The sequence below is a fragment of the Cedecea sp. P7760 genome (assembly GCF_013386425.1).
Taxonomy (GTDB): domain Bacteria; phylum Pseudomonadota; class Gammaproteobacteria; order Enterobacterales; family Enterobacteriaceae; genus Cedecea; species Cedecea selenatireducens.
The window spans coordinates 73,255-90,368 of record NZ_JACARU010000011.1 but is presented as its reverse complement, the minus strand read 5'-3'; the positions used below and the strand labels follow the sequence as shown (position 1 = coordinate 90,368).

Annotated in this window: 13 protein-coding genes; 8 read left to right on the top strand and 5 right to left on the bottom strand. The window is 54.1% G+C overall.

Annotated features, from left to right (window positions below):
- Positions 1 to 235: IS3 family transposase (locus HX778_RS04805; protein ID WP_176981403.1), on the top strand; the 235-nt coding region annotated here is incomplete at its 5' end.
- 54 nt (positions 236 to 289) lie between these two features.
- On the opposite strand, the gene aroP is transcribed toward HX778_RS04805, so the two are convergent.
- A complete protein-coding gene (gene aroP / locus HX778_RS04800; protein ID WP_176981402.1) occupies positions 290 to 1,660 on the bottom strand; it encodes an aromatic amino acid transporter AroP in 1,371 nt (456 codons plus the stop codon).
- 538 nt (positions 1,661 to 2,198) lie between these two features.
- On the opposite strand from aroP, the gene pdhR reads away from it, so the two are divergent.
- The 4 genes from pdhR to lpdA all read left to right on the top strand — a co-directional run bounded on the left by pdhR (position 2,199) and on the right by lpdA (position 9,247).
- Entirely contained in the window at positions 2,199 to 2,963 is a 765-nt protein-coding gene (gene pdhR / locus HX778_RS04795; protein WP_038475525.1) for a pyruvate dehydrogenase complex transcriptional repressor PdhR, read from the top strand.
- Positions 2,964 to 3,082: 119 nt separating this feature from the next.
- Positions 3,083 to 5,746: a pyruvate dehydrogenase (acetyl-transferring), homodimeric type gene (gene aceE / locus HX778_RS04790; RefSeq protein ID WP_038475522.1), complete on the top strand. Its 2,664-nt coding sequence runs from the start codon at positions 3,083 to 3,085 to the stop codon at positions 5,744 to 5,746.
- A 14-nt stretch (positions 5,747 to 5,760) separates the two neighbouring features.
- On the top strand, positions 5,761 to 7,647 hold the full coding sequence (aceF, locus tag HX778_RS04785) for a pyruvate dehydrogenase complex dihydrolipoyllysine-residue acetyltransferase (RefSeq protein ID WP_176981401.1): 1,887 nt from the start codon (positions 5,761 to 5,763) through the stop codon (positions 7,645 to 7,647).
- A gap of 175 nt (positions 7,648 to 7,822) precedes the next feature.
- A complete protein-coding gene (lpdA, locus tag HX778_RS04780; RefSeq protein ID WP_154187276.1) occupies positions 7,823 to 9,247 on the top strand; it encodes a dihydrolipoyl dehydrogenase in 1,425 nt (474 codons plus the stop codon).
- A 79-nt stretch (positions 9,248 to 9,326) separates the two neighbouring features.
- On the opposite strand, the gene HX778_RS04775 is transcribed toward lpdA, so the two are convergent.
- Positions 9,327 to 9,653, bottom strand: a complete 327-nt coding sequence (locus tag HX778_RS04775; RefSeq protein WP_176981382.1) for a hypothetical protein — start codon at positions 9,651 to 9,653, stop codon at positions 9,327 to 9,329.
- Between the two features lie 376 nt (positions 9,654 to 10,029).
- Between HX778_RS04775 and acnB the strand changes: the two genes are divergently transcribed.
- The gene (gene acnB / locus HX778_RS04770; protein WP_144244038.1) at positions 10,030 to 12,627 is read left to right on the top strand and encodes a bifunctional aconitate hydratase 2/2-methylisocitrate dehydratase; all 2,598 of its coding nucleotides are present in this window, start codon (positions 10,030 to 10,032) and stop codon (positions 12,625 to 12,627) included.
- A 214-nt stretch (positions 12,628 to 12,841) separates the two neighbouring features.
- Positions 12,842 to 13,204 carry a protein YacL gene (yacL, locus tag HX778_RS04765; protein WP_176981400.1) on the top strand — a complete coding sequence of 121 codons (363 nt, stop codon included), beginning with the start codon at positions 12,842 to 12,844 and terminating at the stop codon, positions 13,202 to 13,204.
- A 37-nt stretch (positions 13,205 to 13,241) separates the two neighbouring features.
- Here the strand turns inward: yacL and speD are convergent, their stop codons facing one another.
- The 3 genes from speD to HX778_RS04750 all read right to left on the bottom strand — a co-directional run bounded on the left by speD (position 13,242) and on the right by HX778_RS04750 (position 15,373).
- Entirely contained in the window at positions 13,242 to 14,036 is a 795-nt protein-coding gene (gene speD / locus HX778_RS04760) for an adenosylmethionine decarboxylase (protein WP_176981399.1), read from the bottom strand.
- Between the two features lie 27 nt (positions 14,037 to 14,063).
- Positions 14,064 to 14,918, bottom strand: a complete 855-nt coding sequence (speE, locus tag HX778_RS04755; protein ID WP_176981398.1) for a polyamine aminopropyltransferase — start codon at positions 14,916 to 14,918, stop codon at positions 14,064 to 14,066.
- A gap of 107 nt (positions 14,919 to 15,025) precedes the next feature.
- Entirely contained in the window at positions 15,026 to 15,373 is a 348-nt protein-coding gene (locus tag HX778_RS04750; protein WP_038475505.1) for a YacC family pilotin-like protein, read from the bottom strand.
- A 144-nt stretch (positions 15,374 to 15,517) separates the two neighbouring features.
- Between HX778_RS04750 and cueO the strand changes: the two genes are divergently transcribed.
- A complete protein-coding gene (cueO, locus tag HX778_RS04745; RefSeq protein WP_038475503.1) occupies positions 15,518 to 17,110 on the top strand; it encodes a multicopper oxidase CueO in 1,593 nt (530 codons plus the stop codon).
- Positions 17,111 to 17,114 lie beyond the last annotated feature (4 nt).

Below are 17,114 nucleotides of genomic sequence, written 5' to 3'. Positions count from 1 at the left end.
GGGCATGACACAAAGTATGTCGCGCAAAGGAAACTGTCTGGATAATGCGGTGATGGAGAACTTCTTCGGCACACTGAAATCGGAGTGTTTTTACCTGAACAGGTTCAGCGATCTGAATGAACTGAGGAAGGCGATAGAGGACTATATCCATTACTATAACAACGAGCGGATCAGTCTGAAATTAAAAGGCCTGAGTCCGGTAGAATACCGAACCCAGACCCCGATAGCCGCTTAACATGAACTGTCCAACTTTATGGGGTCAGTCCATATTTGCGGGGCGTTTTGTTTATCAGGCTTTAACCGCCTTCAGGTTCTTCTGCTTAAGGAAGTAACCCACGCCCAGAATCGCAATCCATACCGGAATCAGGTAAACCGAGATAGCCATGCCCGGCGTAATCAGCATGATGACCAGCACGGCAACCATGAACAGCAGGCAGACCCAGTTTCCTAAAGGATAGAACAGGGCAGGGAAGCGGGTTTTGACTCCTTGCTGCTGTTTTGCCCGGCGGAACTTCATGTGTGCCAGGCTGATCATTGCCCAGTTGATCACCAGAGCCGAGACCACCAGCGCCATCAGCAGACCGAAGGCCGATTCAGGCGCCAGGTAGTTAATCAGCACGCAGAGGGCGGTAAAGCCAGCGGAAACCAGAATCGTGTTCACCGGCACGCCGCGCTTATCGACGTTTTTCAGCATCTTCGGCGCGTTACCCTGCTGCGCCAGGCCGAACAGCATACGGCTGTTGCAGTAAACGCAGCTGTTGTAAACCGACAGCGCGGCGGTAAGCACCACGACATTCAGCGCGTTGGCAACGAAGGTATCGCCCAGCTCATGGAAGATCAGAACGAACGGGCTGGTGTCGGCGGTGACGCGAGTCCACGGCAGCAGAGACAGCAGAATCGCCAGCGAACCCACATAGAAAATCAGAATACGGTAGATAACCTGGTTGGTCGCTTTTGGAATGCTCACTTCAGGATTATCTGCTTCGGCGGCGGTAATACCGACCAGCTCAAGGCCGCCGAAGGAGAACATAATGATAGCCATCATCATGACCAGCCCGGTGATGCCGTGCGGCAGGAAACCACCCTGATCCCAGAGGTTGCTCACGGAAGCCTGCGGGCCGCCGTTGCCGCTAAACAGCAGCCAGCCGCCGAACAGAATCATGGCAATAACGGCCACCACTTTGATAATGGCGAACCAGAACTCCATCTCACCAAAGACTTTAACGTTGGTTAAATTGATGGCGTTGATAGCGACAAAGAACACTGCCGCCGTGGCCCAGGTAGGGATCTCCGGCCACCAGAACTGGATGTATTTGCCGACTGCCGTCAGCTCAGCCATGGCAACCAGGACGTACAGTACCCAGTAGTTCCAGCCTGAAGCGAAGCCCGCGAAACCGCCCCAATACTTATAAGCGAAATGGCTGAATGACCCGGCTACCGGCTCCTCAACGACCATTTCACCCAGCTGGCGCATAATTAAAAAAGCGATAAACCCGGCGATGGCATAGCCGAGAATAATTGCCGGACCTGCGGACTGGATGACGGATGCGCTGCCCAGAAACAGGCCCGTCCCGATAGCTCCACCCAGCGCGATAAGCTGAATATGGCGGTTTTTAAGGCCGCGTTTCAGCGTGTCGCCGTGCTGTTGACCTTCCATCATGTAACCTCGTAGTGGTTAATGTCTGCGCTACATTGACGCGGATGTAATTGTTGTATTCCGTAATGTGTAGTCTTTTTTTTACGGCTATCAATTATGAATTTTGCGGATAGGGCTACCGCATCGCAAAGAATAGTGTTAAGCGAGCGCCTTTGCACCTGCTTTCTGTCACTGCTCTGACGAGTTGGGTAAAAAGAAACCATTTGTAAAAAAGGGCGAGGGCAAAAGCCGATCTGTGGCTTCCTTTGGCATGCGTTTTCATTGCATGAATATGCCGCTTTTTTGCAGGCGTTATCGGTTGCGATTGAAAAATATATCGTTTCATAAACGTTAACATTGCCACTTAAGGAGTAAACGTGGCTTGTGCGACAGGTTACGGGTTTGAAAAGCCATACTCTTATTATTGTTAAAATGTGCCTGCTTTCATGATTTCAATCAAAACCAATATGGACAGAAGGTGAATACTTTGTTACTTTTAGCCTCACGAACGTGAAATTGGTCTTACCAATTGACTCCGAGCTCATGGCAGAGATAGGGAACGATGGCCTACAGCAAAATCCGCCAACCCAAATTATCCGATGTGATAGAGCAGCAGCTGGAGTTTCTCATCCTTGAGGGCACTCTGCGCCCGGGCGAAAAACTTCCACCTGAACGCGAACTGGCGAAACAATTCGATGTTTCCCGTCCTTCATTGCGCGAGGCCATTCAGCGTCTCGAAGCGAAGGGTTTGCTGCTTCGTCGCCAGGGCGGCGGTACTTTTGTTCAGAACAACCTTTGGCAGAGCCTGAGTGACCCGCTGGTTGAACTGCTATCAGACCACCCCGAATCCCAGTTTGATCTGCTAGAAACCCGTCATGCACTTGAGGGGATTGCGGCCTATTACGCGGCGCTTCGCGGTACGGAAGAAGACCTCTCGCGCATTGGTGATTGCCATGTCGCTATCCAGCAGGCTCAGGAGTCCGGTGATTTAGACGCCGAAGCCGATGCCGTCATGCAGTATCAAATTGCCGTAACCGAAGCCGCGCATAATGTTGTGCTTCTGCATTTATTGCGCTGCATGGAGCCGATGCTCGAACAAAACGTTCGCCAGAATTTTGAATTGCTCTACGCGCGCCGCGAGATGTTGGCGCAAGTGAGCAGCCATCGCGCCAGCATTTTTGCGGCGATTATGGCTCGCCAGCCGGAGCAGGCGCGAGAAGCGTCGCACCGTCACCTGGCGTTTATTGAGGAAATATTGCTGGATCGTAGCCGCGAGCAGAGTCGTCGTGAACGCTCTCTCCGTCTCCTTCAGCAACGTAAGGATTAAGCGCCAAACTTTAGCGCGCGGCAACTAAACACAGAACCTGTCTTATTGTGTTTTCTCGTGAAAATACAATGGGACAGGTTCCAGATAATCAACGTATTAGACAGATAAGGAATACCCCCATGTCAGAACGTTTCCCAAATGACGTGGATCCGATTGAAACTCGCGACTGGCTACAGGCGATCGAATCGGTTATCCGTGAAGAAGGTGTTGAGCGTGCACAGTATCTGATCGATCAGCTGCTGTCCGAAGCCAGCAAAGGCGGCGTGAAAGTCGCTGCTTCTGCAGGTGCTCGCAACTATGTGAACACCATTGCCGTTGAAGACGAACCGGAATATCCGGGCAATCTGGATCTGGAACGCCGTATCCGTTCTGCTATCCGCTGGAACGCCATTATGACCGTTCTGCGCGCATCCAAGAAAGACCTGGAGCTGGGCGGCCACATGGCTTCCTTCCAGTCTTCTGCCACCGTTTACGAAGTGTGCTTTAACCACTTCTTCCGTGCAGCCAACGAGAAAGATGGCGGCGATCTGGTGTACTTCCAGGGCCACATCTCTCCGGGCATCTATGCACGTGCCTTCCTTGAAGGGCGTCTGACCGAAGAGCAGATGAACAACTTCCGTCAGGAAGTTCACGGTAAAGGTCTGTCTTCTTACCCGCACCCTAAACTGATGCCAGAATTCTGGCAGTTCCCGACCGTTTCTATGGGGCTGGGCCCAATCGGTGCTATCTACCAGGCTAAATTCCTGAAATATCTGGAACACCGTGGCCTGAAAGACACCTCCGAGCAAACCGTTTACGCCTTCCTGGGCGACGGTGAAATGGATGAGCCAGAATCTAAAGGGGCGATTACTATCGCGACCCGTGAGAAGCTGGACAACCTGTGCTTCATCATCAACTGTAACCTGCAGCGTCTGGATGGTCCGGTCACCGGCAACGGTAAGATCATCAACGAACTGGAAGGCATCTTCAGCGGTGCTGGCTGGAACGTTATCAAAGTGATGTGGGGCGGTCGTTGGGATGAGCTGCTGCGTAAAGACACCAGCGGTAAACTGATCCAGCTGATGAACGAAACCGTTGACGGCGACTACCAGACCTTCAAATCCAAAGACGGCGCCTACGTACGTGAGCACTTCTTCGGTAAATATCCTGAAACCGCTGCACTGGTTGCTGACTGGACTGATGAGCAGATCTGGGCGCTGAACCGTGGTGGTCACGATCCGAAGAAAGTGTACGCTGCACTGAAAAAAGCGCAGGACACCAAAGGTAAAGCGACCGTTATCCTGGCCCACACCATCAAAGGTTACGGCATGGGCGATACCGCAGAAGGTAAAAACATCGCTCACCAGGTGAAGAAAATGAACATGGACGGCGTGCGTTACATCCGCGACCGTTTCAACGTTCCAGTGTCCGATGAGCAGGTAGAAAACCTGTCTTACATCACCTTCCCTGAAGGCTCTGAAGAGCACAAGTACCTGCACGAACGTCGTCAGGCGCTGAAAGGCTACCTGCCTGCTCGTCAGCCAAACTTCTCTGAAAAACTGGAACTGCCAGCGCTGGAAGACTTCTCTCAGCTGCTGGAAGAGCAGAACAAAGAAATCTCCACCACCATCGCCTTCGTTCGTGCCCTGAACGTGATGCTGAAGAACCCGTCTATCAAAGACCGTCTGGTTCCAATCATCGCCGATGAGGCGCGTACCTTTGGTATGGAAGGTCTGTTCCGTCAGATTGGTATCTACAGCCCGAACGGTCAGCAGTACACCCCGCAGGACCGTGAGCAGGTTGCATACTATAAAGAAGACGAGAAAGGTCAGATTCTGCAGGAAGGGATCAACGAACTGGGTGCAGGCGCATCCTGGCTGGCTGCTGCGACCTCTTACAGCACCAACAACCTGCCGATGATTCCGTTCTACATCTACTACTCCATGTTCGGTTTCCAGCGTATCGGTGACCTGTGCTGGCAGGCTGGCGACCAACAGGCTCGCGGCTTCCTGGTAGGTGGTACTTCCGGTCGTACGACCCTGAACGGTGAAGGTCTGCAGCACGAAGATGGCCACAGCCACATTCAGTCTCTGACTATCCCTAACTGTATCTCTTACGACCCGTCTTACGCGTACGAAGTGGCCGTCATCATGCACGATGGTCTGACCCGTATGTACGGTGAAGCACAAGAGAACATTTACTACTACATCACCACCCTGAACGAAAACTACCACATGCCGGCTATGCCAGCAGGTGCCGAGGAAGGTATCCGTAAAGGTATCTACAAACTCGAAACCGTTGCAGGTAGCAAAGGTAAAGTTCAGCTGCTGGGCTCCGGTTCTATCCTGCGTCACGTGCGTGAAGCAGCTCAGATCCTGGCGAACGACTACGGCGTGGGCTCCGACGTGTACAGCGTAACTTCCTTCACCGAACTAGCACGTGATGGCCAGGACTGTGAGCGCTGGAACATGCTGCACCCAATGGAAACTCCGCGCGTTCCTTACATCGCTCAGGTGATGAGCGACGCTCCAGCGGTAGCTTCTACTGACTATATGAAACTGTTCGCCGAGCAGGTTCGTACTTACGTACCAGCTGATGATTATCGCGTACTGGGTACCGACGGCTTCGGTCGTTCTGACAGCCGCGAAAACCTGCGTCACCACTTCGAAGTTGATGCTTCTTACGTGGTCGTAGCGGCCCTGGGCGAACTGGCTAAACGTGGCGAAATCGATAAGAAAGTAGTTGCAGACGCAATTACCAAATTCAACATCGATGCAGAAAAAGTTAACCCGCGTCTGGCGTAAGAGGTAAAGAGACAATGGCTATCGAAATCAAAGTACCAGACATCGGCGCTGATGAAGTTGAAATCACCGAGATCCTGGTCAAAGTTGGCGACAAAGTTGAAGCTGAACAGTCGCTGATCGTCGTAGAAGGCGACAAAGCCTCTATGGAAGTTCCGTCTCCACAGGCTGGCGTCGTAAAAGAGATCAAAGTCTCTGTCGGCGACAAAACCGAGACCGGCAAACTGATTATGATTTTCGATTCCGCCGAAGGTGCAGCAGCCGCTGCACCTGCTAAGGCAGAAGAGAAGAAAGAAGCCGCGCCGGCCGCAGCACCTGCTGCCGCGAGCGCAAAAGACGTTAACGTGCCGGACATCGGCGGTGACGAAGTAGAAGTTACCGAGATCATGGTGAAAGTGGGCGACACCGTTGCCGCTGAACAGTCTCTGCTCACCGTAGAAGGCGACAAAGCCTCTATGGAAGTACCGGCTCCGTTCGCGGGCGTGGTTAAAGAGATCAAAATCAGCACCGGCGACAAAGTGTCTACCGGCTCTCTGATTATGGTCTTCGAAGTGGCGGGTGCTGCACCTGCGGCCGCTCCAGCACAGGCTGCTGCTCCGGCCGCCGCCGCTGCGCCTGCGGCTTCTGGCTCGAAAGAAGTTAACGTCCCGGACATCGGCGGTGACGAAGTTGAAGTCACTGAAGTGATGGTCAAAGTGGGCGATAAAGTTGCCGCTGAGCAGTCACTGATTACCGTTGAAGGCGACAAAGCTTCCATGGAAGTACCTGCGCCATTCGCCGGTACCGTGAAAGAAATCAAAATCAGCACCGGCGACAAAGTGTCTACCGGCTCCCTGATCATGGTCTTCGAAGTGGAAGGCGCTGCGCCTGCTGCGGCCCCGGCTGCTGCACCAGCTCCAGCCGCTGCGGCACCAGCCCCGGCAGCAAAAGCCGCGGCACCAGCTGCTAAAGCAGAAGGCAAATCTGAATTCGCTGAAAACGACGCGTACGTTCATGCGACTCCGCTGATCCGTCGTCTGGCTCGCGAGTTCGGTGTTAACCTGGCGAAAGTGAAAGGCACCGGCCGTAAAGGTCGTATCCTGCGCGAAGACGTTCAGGCTTACGTGAAAGACGCTGTTAAGCGCGCTGAAGCAGCTCCGGCTGCGACCGGCGGCGGTCTGCCGGGCATGCTGCCATGGCCGAAAGTAGACTTCAGCAAGTTCGGCGAAATCGAAGAAGTGGAAATGGGCCGCATCCAGAAAATCTCTGGTGCTAACCTGAGCCGTAACTGGGTGATGATCCCGCACGTTACCCACTTCGACAAAACCGATATCACCGATCTGGAAGCGTTCCGTAAGCAGCAGAACGACGAAGCCGCTAAGCGTAAGCTGGACGTGAAGTTCACCCCTGTGGTGTTCATCATGAAAGCCGTTGCGGCCGCGCTGGAGCAGATGCCTCGCTTCAACAGCTCCCTGTCCGAAGATGGCCAGAAGCTGACGCTGAAAAAATACATCAACATCGGTGTGGCGGTTGATACCCCGAATGGTCTGGTTGTTCCGGTCTTCAAAGACGTGAACAAGAAGAGCATCACCGAGCTGTCTCGCGAACTGATGGCTATCTCCAAAAAAGCTCGCGACGGCAAGCTGACCGCTGGCGAAATGCAGGGCGGCTGCTTCACCATCTCCAGCCTGGGTGGTATCGGGACAACTCACTTCGCGCCGATTGTTAACGCGCCAGAAGTGGCTATCCTGGGTGTCTCCAAGTCTGCAATGGAGCCGGTCTGGAACGGTAAAGAGTTCACGCCGCGTCTGATGATGCCAATGTCTCTTTCCTTCGACCACCGCGTAATCGACGGCGCTGATGGGGCTCGCTTTATCACCATCATCAACAATATGCTGTCTGATATTCGCCGCCTGGTGATGTAATTGAAAAGCCGGCCAATCGGCCGGCTTTTTTCTGATAATCTCATGCGGTTTGTGAGGTTATCGGCGAAAGCGACAATTCGTGAGCCGTTTGTTGTTTAAAAATTGTTAACAATTTTGTAAACTGCGGGCGGATAGAACGACCCGGTGGACGACGGGTATAAATTAAGAGGTCATGATGAGCACAGAAATCAAAACTCAGGTCGTAGTACTTGGGGCAGGCCCAGCAGGTTACTCCGCAGCATTCCGCGCCGCGGATTTAGGTCTGGAAACCGTCATCGTAGAGCGTTACAGCACCCTCGGCGGTGTTTGTCTGAACGTCGGCTGTATCCCTTCTAAAGCGCTGCTGCACGTTGCTAAAGTTATCGAAGAAGCAAAAGCACTGGCCGAGCACGGCATCGTTTTCGGTGAGCCGAAAACCGATATCGACAAAATTCGTACCTGGAAAGAAAAAGTTATCACTCAGCTGACCGGCGGCCTGGCGGGTATGGCCAAAGGCCGTAAAGTGAAAGTGGTAAACGGTCTGGGTAAATTCACCGGGGCTAACACTCTGGAAGTTGAAGGCGAAAACGGTAAAACCGTGATCAACTTCGACAACGCTATCATCGCGGCGGGTTCCCGTCCGATCGAGCTGCCGTTCATTCCTCATGAAGATCCACGAGTGTGGGACTCCACGGACGCGCTGGAGCTGAAATCCGTACCGAAACGCCTGCTGGTTATGGGCGGCGGTATCATCGGTCTGGAAATGGGCACCGTGTACCATGCGCTGGGTTCAGACATTGACGTGGTTGAAATGTTCGACCAGGTTATCCCGGCTGCAGACAAAGACATCGTTAAGGTCTTCACCAAACGCATCAGCAAGAAATTCAACCTGATGCTGGAAACCAAAGTGACCGCCGTTGAAGCGAAAGAAGACGGCATCTACGTTTCCATGGAAGGCAAAAAAGCCCCTGCTGAACCACAGCGTTACGACGCGGTTCTGGTCGCTATCGGCCGCGTGCCGAACGGTAAAAACCTTGATGCCGGCAAAGCCGGTGTTGAAGTGGACGACCGTGGCTTTATCCGCGTTGACAAGCAGCTGCGCACCAACGTTCCTCACATCTTTGCTATCGGCGACATCGTCGGTCAGCCAATGCTGGCGCACAAAGGTGTTCACGAAGGCCACGTTGCCGCAGAAGTTATCGCCGGGATGAAGCACTACTTCGACCCGAAAGTGATCCCATCTATCGCTTACACCGAGCCAGAAGTTGCATGGGTTGGTCTGACCGAGAAAGAAGCGAAAGAGAAAGGCATCAGCTACGAAACCGCCACCTTCCCGTGGGCAGCTTCTGGCCGTGCTATCGCTTCCGACTGCGCCGATGGCGTGACCAAGCTTATCTTCGACAAAGAGACTCACCGCGTTATCGGTGGGGCGATTGTCGGGACTAACGGCGGCGAGCTGCTGGGCGAAATCGGTCTGGCTATCGAGATGGGCTGTGACGCAGAAGATATTGCGCTCACCATCCACGCTCACCCGACGCTGCACGAATCCGTTGGCCTGGCGGCTGAAGTGTTCGAAGGCAGCATCACCGACCTGCCAAACGCGAAAGCGAAGAAAAAGTAACTTTTCGAGTTTGATAAAGCGGCCCTTCGGGGCCGTTTTTTTTGCCCGTAAAAGGCCGCCCTTGCGAGCGGCCAGTAGCTTAATTGCCCAGGTTCAAAACGAACTGAACGCTGATGTCTGAAATATTCCAGCCACCCTGGCTCAGCGAAAGCAGTGAACCTGACAACAGAAGCAGCGCGTACAGCAAACGCATTTCCAATGCGTGTATACCCTTTTGGGCTACGGCGATCCCTTCTTCACCGGGAAAGGCAGAATCAGGCAAGTGTACAGGACTTACCACGTAGAGCGGTTGAGCTGCTCCCGAACCCGATGACTGGCTGCTACACCAGCGAAGCAGGCCGTCGTCGAATGTAGGATAAAAGAGTGCGCTCAGATATGGATATTTTAAGTTTGCAGTGGCTTGCATCCTCTTTTAGATGTTTGTTCGCAAAATAAACAAGATGCCTTGCAACCACAAACTGATAAGGGCATTATCGTTCTCGTACTGGACTTGCCACAAAACATCTCCTGTCATCGTGTGCTACCACTTTGTCAGGGCAAACGAACCGCCGAAATGCGGTTTTTTTGTGCCTGAACGTCATATCAAAAAGTAATCTATTCCCCCTTAACGATTCAGCAAAGTTTTAATGTTGCTTTTTTGTAAACAGATTAACACCCCCTGAAAATCCTGATATGCTGCCCGACGCGGTACCGGGCATTTACCCTACAAACTGCTGTCTCACAGGAGCGTGAAGAGAGAGATCCGGTGGCGCCAAATGACAATGAGAGCGAGGAGAACCGTCGTGCTAGAAGAATACCGTAAGCACGTAGCTGAACGTGCCGCAGAAGGGATTGTTCCAAAACCCTTAGATGCCACCCAAATGGCCGCACTGGTTGAGCTGCTGAAAACCCCACCCGCAGGTGAAGAAGCATTCCTGTTAGATCTGATTACTAACCGTGTACCGCCGGGCGTTGATGAAGCCGCCTACGTGAAAGCAGGTTTCCTTGCTGCCATTGCCAAAGGCGATGCCACTTCCCCGCTGATCTCCCCTGAAAAAGCCATTGAACTGCTGGGCACCATGCAGGGTGGCTACAACATTCATCCGCTGATTGACGCGCTGGATAACGAAAAGCTGGCGCCGATTGCCGCCAAAGCGCTGTCCCACACGCTGCTGATGTTCGATAACTTCTACGACGTAGAAGAGAAAGCCAAAGCGGGCAACACCTACGCTCAGCAGGTGCTGAAGTCCTGGTCCGAAGCCGAGTGGTTCCTGTCTCGCCCTAAACTGGCCGAGAAAATCACCGTTACCGTCTTTAAGGTCACCGGCGAAACCAACACCGATGACCTGTCTCCTGCGCCGGACGCCTGGTCCCGCCCGGACATCCCGCTGCACGCCCTGGCGATGCTGAAAAATGCCCGCGAAGGCATTGAGCCGGATCAGGCTGGCGCTATTGGCCCGATCAAACAGATCGAAGCGTTGCAGAAGAAAGGTTTCCCGCTGGCCTACGTGGGCGACGTTGTGGGCACCGGTTCTTCCCGTAAATCCGCCACCAACTCCGTGCTGTGGTTTATGGGCGACGACATCCCGAACGTGCCGAACAAGCGCGGCGGCGGCGTCGTGCTCGGCGGGAAAATTGCGCCAATCTTCTTTAACACCATGGAAGATGCCGGTGCACTGCCGATCGAAGTTGACGTAAATGACCTGAATATGGGCGATGTTATCGACATTTACCCGTACAAAGGCGAAGTGCGTAATCACGACACCGACGCGGTAATCGCCAACTTTGAGCTGAAAACCGACGTGCTGCTGGACGAAGTCCGCGCCGGCGGCCGTATTCCGCTGATCATCGGCCGTGGCCTGACGACCAAAGCGCGTGAGGCGCTGAGCCTGCCGCATAGCGAAGTCTTCGTTCAGGCGAAAGACGTTGCTGCCAGCACCCGTGGTTACTCGCTGGCACAGAAAATGGTTGGCCGCGCCTGTGGCGTAGATGGCGTGCGCCCTGGCGCTTACTGCGAGCCGAAGATGACTTCCGTAGGCTCCCAGGACACCACCGGCCCAATGACCCGTGATGAGCTGAAAGACCTGGCTTGCCTTGGCTTCTCCGCTGACCTGGTGATGCAGTCCTTCTGTCACACCGCCGCTTATCCGAAGCCGGTTGACGTGACGACTCACCACACTCTGCCTGATTTCATTATGAACCGTGGCGGCGTGTCTCTGCGTCCGGGCGATGGCGTCATTCACTCGTGGCTGAACCGCATGCTGCTGCCGGATACCGTTGGCACCGGCGGTGACTCCCACACCCGTTTCCCTATCGGGATTTCATTCCCAGCGGGTTCTGGCCTGGTGGCGTTTGCCGCCGCGACCGGCGTTATGCCTCTGGATATGCCGGAGTCCGTGCTGGTTCGCTTTAAAGGCAAAATGCAGCCGGGTATTACCCTGCGTGATTTGGTGCATGCTATTCCGCTGTACGCTATCAAGCAGGGCCTGCTGACCGTCGAGAAGAAAGGGAAGAAAAACATCTTCTCTGGCCGCATCCTGGAAATCGAAGGTCTGCCAACGCTTAAAGTTGAGCAGGCGTTTGAGCTGACCGATGCTTCCGCTGAGCGTTCCGCCGCAGGTTGTACCATTAAGCTGGATCGCGAGCCGATCGAAGAGTATCTGAACTCCAACATCGTGCTGTTGAAGTGGATGATTGCCGAAGGTTACGGCGACCGTCGTACGCTTGAGCGCCGTATTCAGGGCATGGAAAAATGGCTGGCCGATCCGCAGCTGATGGAAGCCGACGCTGACGCAGAATACGCGGCAGTGATCGACATCGATCTGAACGATATCAAAGAGCCTATCCTCTGCGCGCCAAATGACCCGGACGATGCTCGTCTGCTGTCCGACGTTGCCGGTGAGAAGATTGATGAAGTGTTTATCGGTTCCTGCATGACCAACATCGGCCACTTCCGTGCTGCCGGTAAGCTGCTGGACAGCCACAAAGGTCAGCTGCCAACCCGCCTGTGGGTGGCTCCGCCAACCCGTATGGATGCGGCTCAGCTGACCGAAGAAGGTTATTACAGCGTGTTCGGTAAGAGCGGGGCGCGTATCGAAATTCCAGGCTGCTCCCTGTGCATGGGTAACCAGGCTCGCGTGGCGGATGGGGCAACCGTGGTATCGACCTCGACCCGTAACTTCCCGAACCGTTTGGGCACCGGGGCGAACGTCTTCCTGGCGTCCGCAGAGCTGGCGGCAGTCGCTTCCCTGCTGGGTAAACTGCCAACCCCTGATGAATACCAGACCTTCATGGCTCAGGTTGATAAAACGGCGGTGGATACCTACCGCTACCTGAACTTTGACCAGCTTTCTCAGTACACCGAGAAGGCTGACGGCGTTATCTTCCAGACTGCGGTATAAACAGCAAAACCGTCTCTGAAGAGACGGTTTTTAGCGTTTGCATCCTCTCCTACGGGAGAGGGACGGGGTGAGGGCATCAGACCGCAGGGTCCCGCTCTCACCTTTTTATTTCTCGGCCTTGTACTCGCCCCGCTGTTTTCCCCCAACTTTGCTGCGATAATTAAGCCTGTAAGCGTGGGTGAGGATTTCCCCCCGCGATGTAGAGGAAACAGCGATGGACTATGAATTTCTGCGTGACGTCACCGGCGTGGTGAAGGTGCGTATGTCGATGGGGCACGAGGTTGTCGGCCACTGGTTTAATGAAGAAGTGAAGGGCAACCTGGCGCTTCTGGATGAAGTCGAGCAGGCCGTACTCTCGGTGAAAGGCAGCGAACGTCAGTGGCAGCGTGCCGGGCATGAATATACCCTGTGGCTGGACGAAGAAGAGGTGATCGTCCGTGCCAATCAGCTGGAAATTTCCGGCGATGAGATAGAAGAAGGGATGAGCTATTACGACGAAGAAAGCCTCTCTTTTTGCGGCGTAGAGGATTTTCTGCAGGTGGTTAACGCTTACCGGGAATTCATGCAGCAGCGTTGAGTAACGTGGAGCCCTGGGCGCTCCACGTCATCAAGATTTATACAGCCGGAATGTTGCGGCCGTAGTAGATTTCGCGCATCTCTTTCCACAGCAGGTCGGCGATCGTTTTTCGTTCTTCGGCACTCAACTCCTCAGGTTTGACGTTAAACAGGTAGTGTTTGAGGTCAAACTCTTTCAGCAACATCTTGGTATGGAAGATGTTCTCCTGGTACACGTTGACGTCCACCATGTCGTACAGCGCCTTCATATCGTCGGACATAAAGTTCTGAATTGAGTTTATCTCGTGGTCGATGAAATGCTTCAGGCCGTTCACATCGCGGGTAAAGCCGCGCACGCGATAGTCGATGGTCACGATGTCGCTTTCTAGCTGGTGAATCAGGTAATTGAGCGCGTTCAGCGGAGAAATCACCCCGCAGGTCGACACTTCTATATCGGCCCTGAAGGTGCACAGGCCGCCTTCAGGATGGCTTTCCGGATAGGTGTGAACGCAGATATGGCTTTTATCAAGATGGGCGACGATCGTGTCCGGCAGCGGGCCTGGATGTTCTGACTGGTCGATACTCTGCGGGTCGACGGGCTCCTCACTCACCAGAATAGTGACGCTGGCACCCTGCGGCTCATAATCCTGACGGGCGATGTTCAGGATATTGGCGCCGATGATGGAGCAGGTTTCGCTGAGGATTTCCGTCAGACGGTTAGCGTTATACAGCTCGTCGATATAGGCGATGTAGCCGTCACGCTCATCGGCGGTTTTGGCATAGCAGATATCGTAGATACAAAAACTCAGGCTTTTGGTCAGGTTGTTAAAGCCGTGCAGTTTCAGTTTTTTCAATTTTTTATCGTCTCCAGAGGGCGGCTGTCAGGACAGCGCATCCAGCAAATACTGCGGAAGCGCAAACGCGGCCGTGTGGACTGCAGGGGTATAGTAGCGGCAGGAAATGCCGGCTTTATGAAAGCGTGCCTGAATGATTTCGCTCGATAAGTGACGAAGCGCCGGGTTATCGGTTGCCCATGCAAAGGTCATGATGCCGCCAAAATAGGTCGGTATAGCCGCCTGGTAAAAGCTGACGTCGCCAAAGTAGTGGCCCAGCTTGCGGTGGCTGTCGATGGCTTCATCCTGCTGCAGGAAGCAAACGCCGTTCTGGGCAACGAAGACCCCGCCAGGATTCAGGCAGCGCTTGCAGCCCTGATAAAAATCAGAGGTGAACAGGCTTTCTCCCGGCCCGATAGGATCGGTGCAGTCCGAGATAATCACATCGAAGGTCTGGGTGGTCTGGTTAACAAAGTTGACGCCGTCGTCGATAACCAGCGTAAAACGCGGGTCGTCATAGCTGCCGGCATTATGGTTCGGTAAATACTGGCGGCAGAAGGCCACAACGCCAGCATCGATCTCCACCATGGTTATCGTCTTCACGCCGCGATGTCGGCAAACCTCACGCAGCATTGCGCCGTCGCCGCCGCCGATAATCAGCACGTGCTCCGCCTGGCCGTGCGCCAGCAGCGGAACGTGGGTCATCATCTCATGGTAGATAAACTCATCGCGCTCGGTGGTTTGCACCACGCCGTCCAGCGCCATCACCCGGCCGAAAGCCGCATTTTCAAAGATGATCAGATCCTGGTGGTCGGTTTTTTCGTGGTAAAGGACGTTGTCGATGGCAAAGTACTGGCCAAACTTGTCATGTAGCGTTTCCTGCCACACGGTTGGGTGGGTCATCGGGGATGCCTCCTCTGTTAACACCGTTGTAAATCCGGCGTAACATGATAGCCAACATTGACCGTGGGTGCACGGTCAACATTTCAGCATCGGCGAGAGAGGGAAGGTTACTTGACGTAGGCCAGCAGGCTTAAGGAGTCCCTTGCCAGAGATTTGCATTTTGTTGCAGTGGGAATAGCGATACCGCTCAAATCTTTATAGCTGTCTTCACCCAGCGCTTTCATGTTCCAGCTATCGTAATTAGTGAGATCCCATTGATTTTGCTGGGCAAAAAACACCAGAGCGCGTCGGATCTGGCCGTTCGGGAGATTTTGGTAGCCACAATCATTTTTTAAGAACACAAACACCGCAGTCAGATCGGCCATATCCTCTGCTTCAGACTCGCTTAGCGCCAGGCTGCTGGTAGAAAAAGCCAGCAATACGCCCAGTAATAACGCCCTAACTCCCATCTTCATCACGTCTACCACTTTTTCTCAGATACGAAACGTTAACACAGTTAAAAGGGCGTCGACGATATTTATTATGAGCTTAAAACTTGACCTTACCGTTAGGGAAAGGTTTATGCTCGCCACCAAGTATGCCAACGAAAGGAACTGACTATGCATCGCCGTAATTTTTTGAAATATACCGCGGCACTCGGGGCTTTCAGCGCGCTGCCACTCTGGAGCCGTACCGTGCTGGCGGCCGATCGTCCGGCGTTGCCTGTCCCGCCTTTGCTTGCCCCTGATGCTAAAAATAGCATCAGTCTCAGCGTTAATGCAGGAAAGAGCGTTTTTGCCGGTAAAACGGCTACAACCTGGGGCTACAACGGTTCGCTGCTGGGCCCGGCGCTCAGGCTGACTCAGGGCGAAGCGGTCACGGTTGATATCCATAATAACCTGGCAGAAGAAACTACCGTGCACTGGCATGGGCTTGAAGTCGGCGGTGAGGTTGACGGCGGCCCACAGGGCGTTATCGCGGCGGGTGCAAAGCGGAGCGTGACTTTTACGCCGCAGCAGCGGGCGGCGACCTGCTGGTTCCACCCGCATCAGCATGGCAAAACCGGGCATCAGGTTGCCATGGGGCTTGGCGGGCTGGTGCTGATTGAGGATAACGAAAGCGCTCAGTTAATGCTGCCGAAGCAGTGGGGAATTGATGATATTCCGCTGATTATCCAGGACAAACGTTTCGGTAAAGATGGCGAGATTGACTACCAGCTGGACGTCATGAGCGCGGCCGTAGGCTGGTTCGGCGATACGCTATTGTGCAACGGTGCCGTTTATCCGCAGCATTCCAATCCGCGCGGCTGGCTGCGTCTGCGCTTGCTTAACGGCTGCAATGCCCGCTCTCTGAATATTGCCGCCAGCGATAATCGTCCTCTCTATGTTATTGCCAGCGACGGCGGCCTGCTGGCCGAGCCGGTAAAAGTCACCGAGCTGGAATTGCTGATGGGCGAACGGTTTGAAGTGCTGGTGGATACCCGTGACGGCAAACCATTTGATATCGTCACTCTGCCGGTGAAGCAAATGGGCATGACCGTGGCGCCATTTGATAAGCCAGCGCCGATTGTTCATATCCAGCCGCTGATCATCGCTGCCTCCGGTACGTTGCCTGACAAGCTGGTCAACGTGCCTGCGCTACCGTCGCTGGAGGGCGTGACGGAACGCTGGCTGCAGCTGATGATGGATCCGATGCTCGACATGATGGGGATGCAGGCGTTGATGGATAAATACGGCATGCAGGCTATGGCAGGCATGTCGATGGACGGCCACGGCAGTATGGGCAATATGGATCATGGCAACATGAAAAATATGGACCACGGCAGTATGGGAAATATGAACCACGGTGGCATGAGCCACGGGTTTGATTTCCACAACGCGAACAAAATCAATGGAAAAGCCTTTGATATGGCAACTCCGGCGTTTGCCGCGCAGAAAGGGAAATACGAGAAATGGACGATATCAGGGGAAGGCGACATGATGCTCCACCCGTTCCATATTCATGGTACCCAGTTCCGCATTCTGTCAGAGAACGGCAGGCCGGTGGCGGCACATCGTCAGGGCTGGAAAGACACGGTGAAGGTGGAAGGCGCGCGCAGCGAAGTGCTGGTGAAGTTCGATCATGCCGCACCGAAGGAAGCGGCCTATATGGCGCACTGCCATCTTTTGGAGCATGAAGATACCGGGATGATGCTCGGTTTTACCGTCGCGTAAAAGC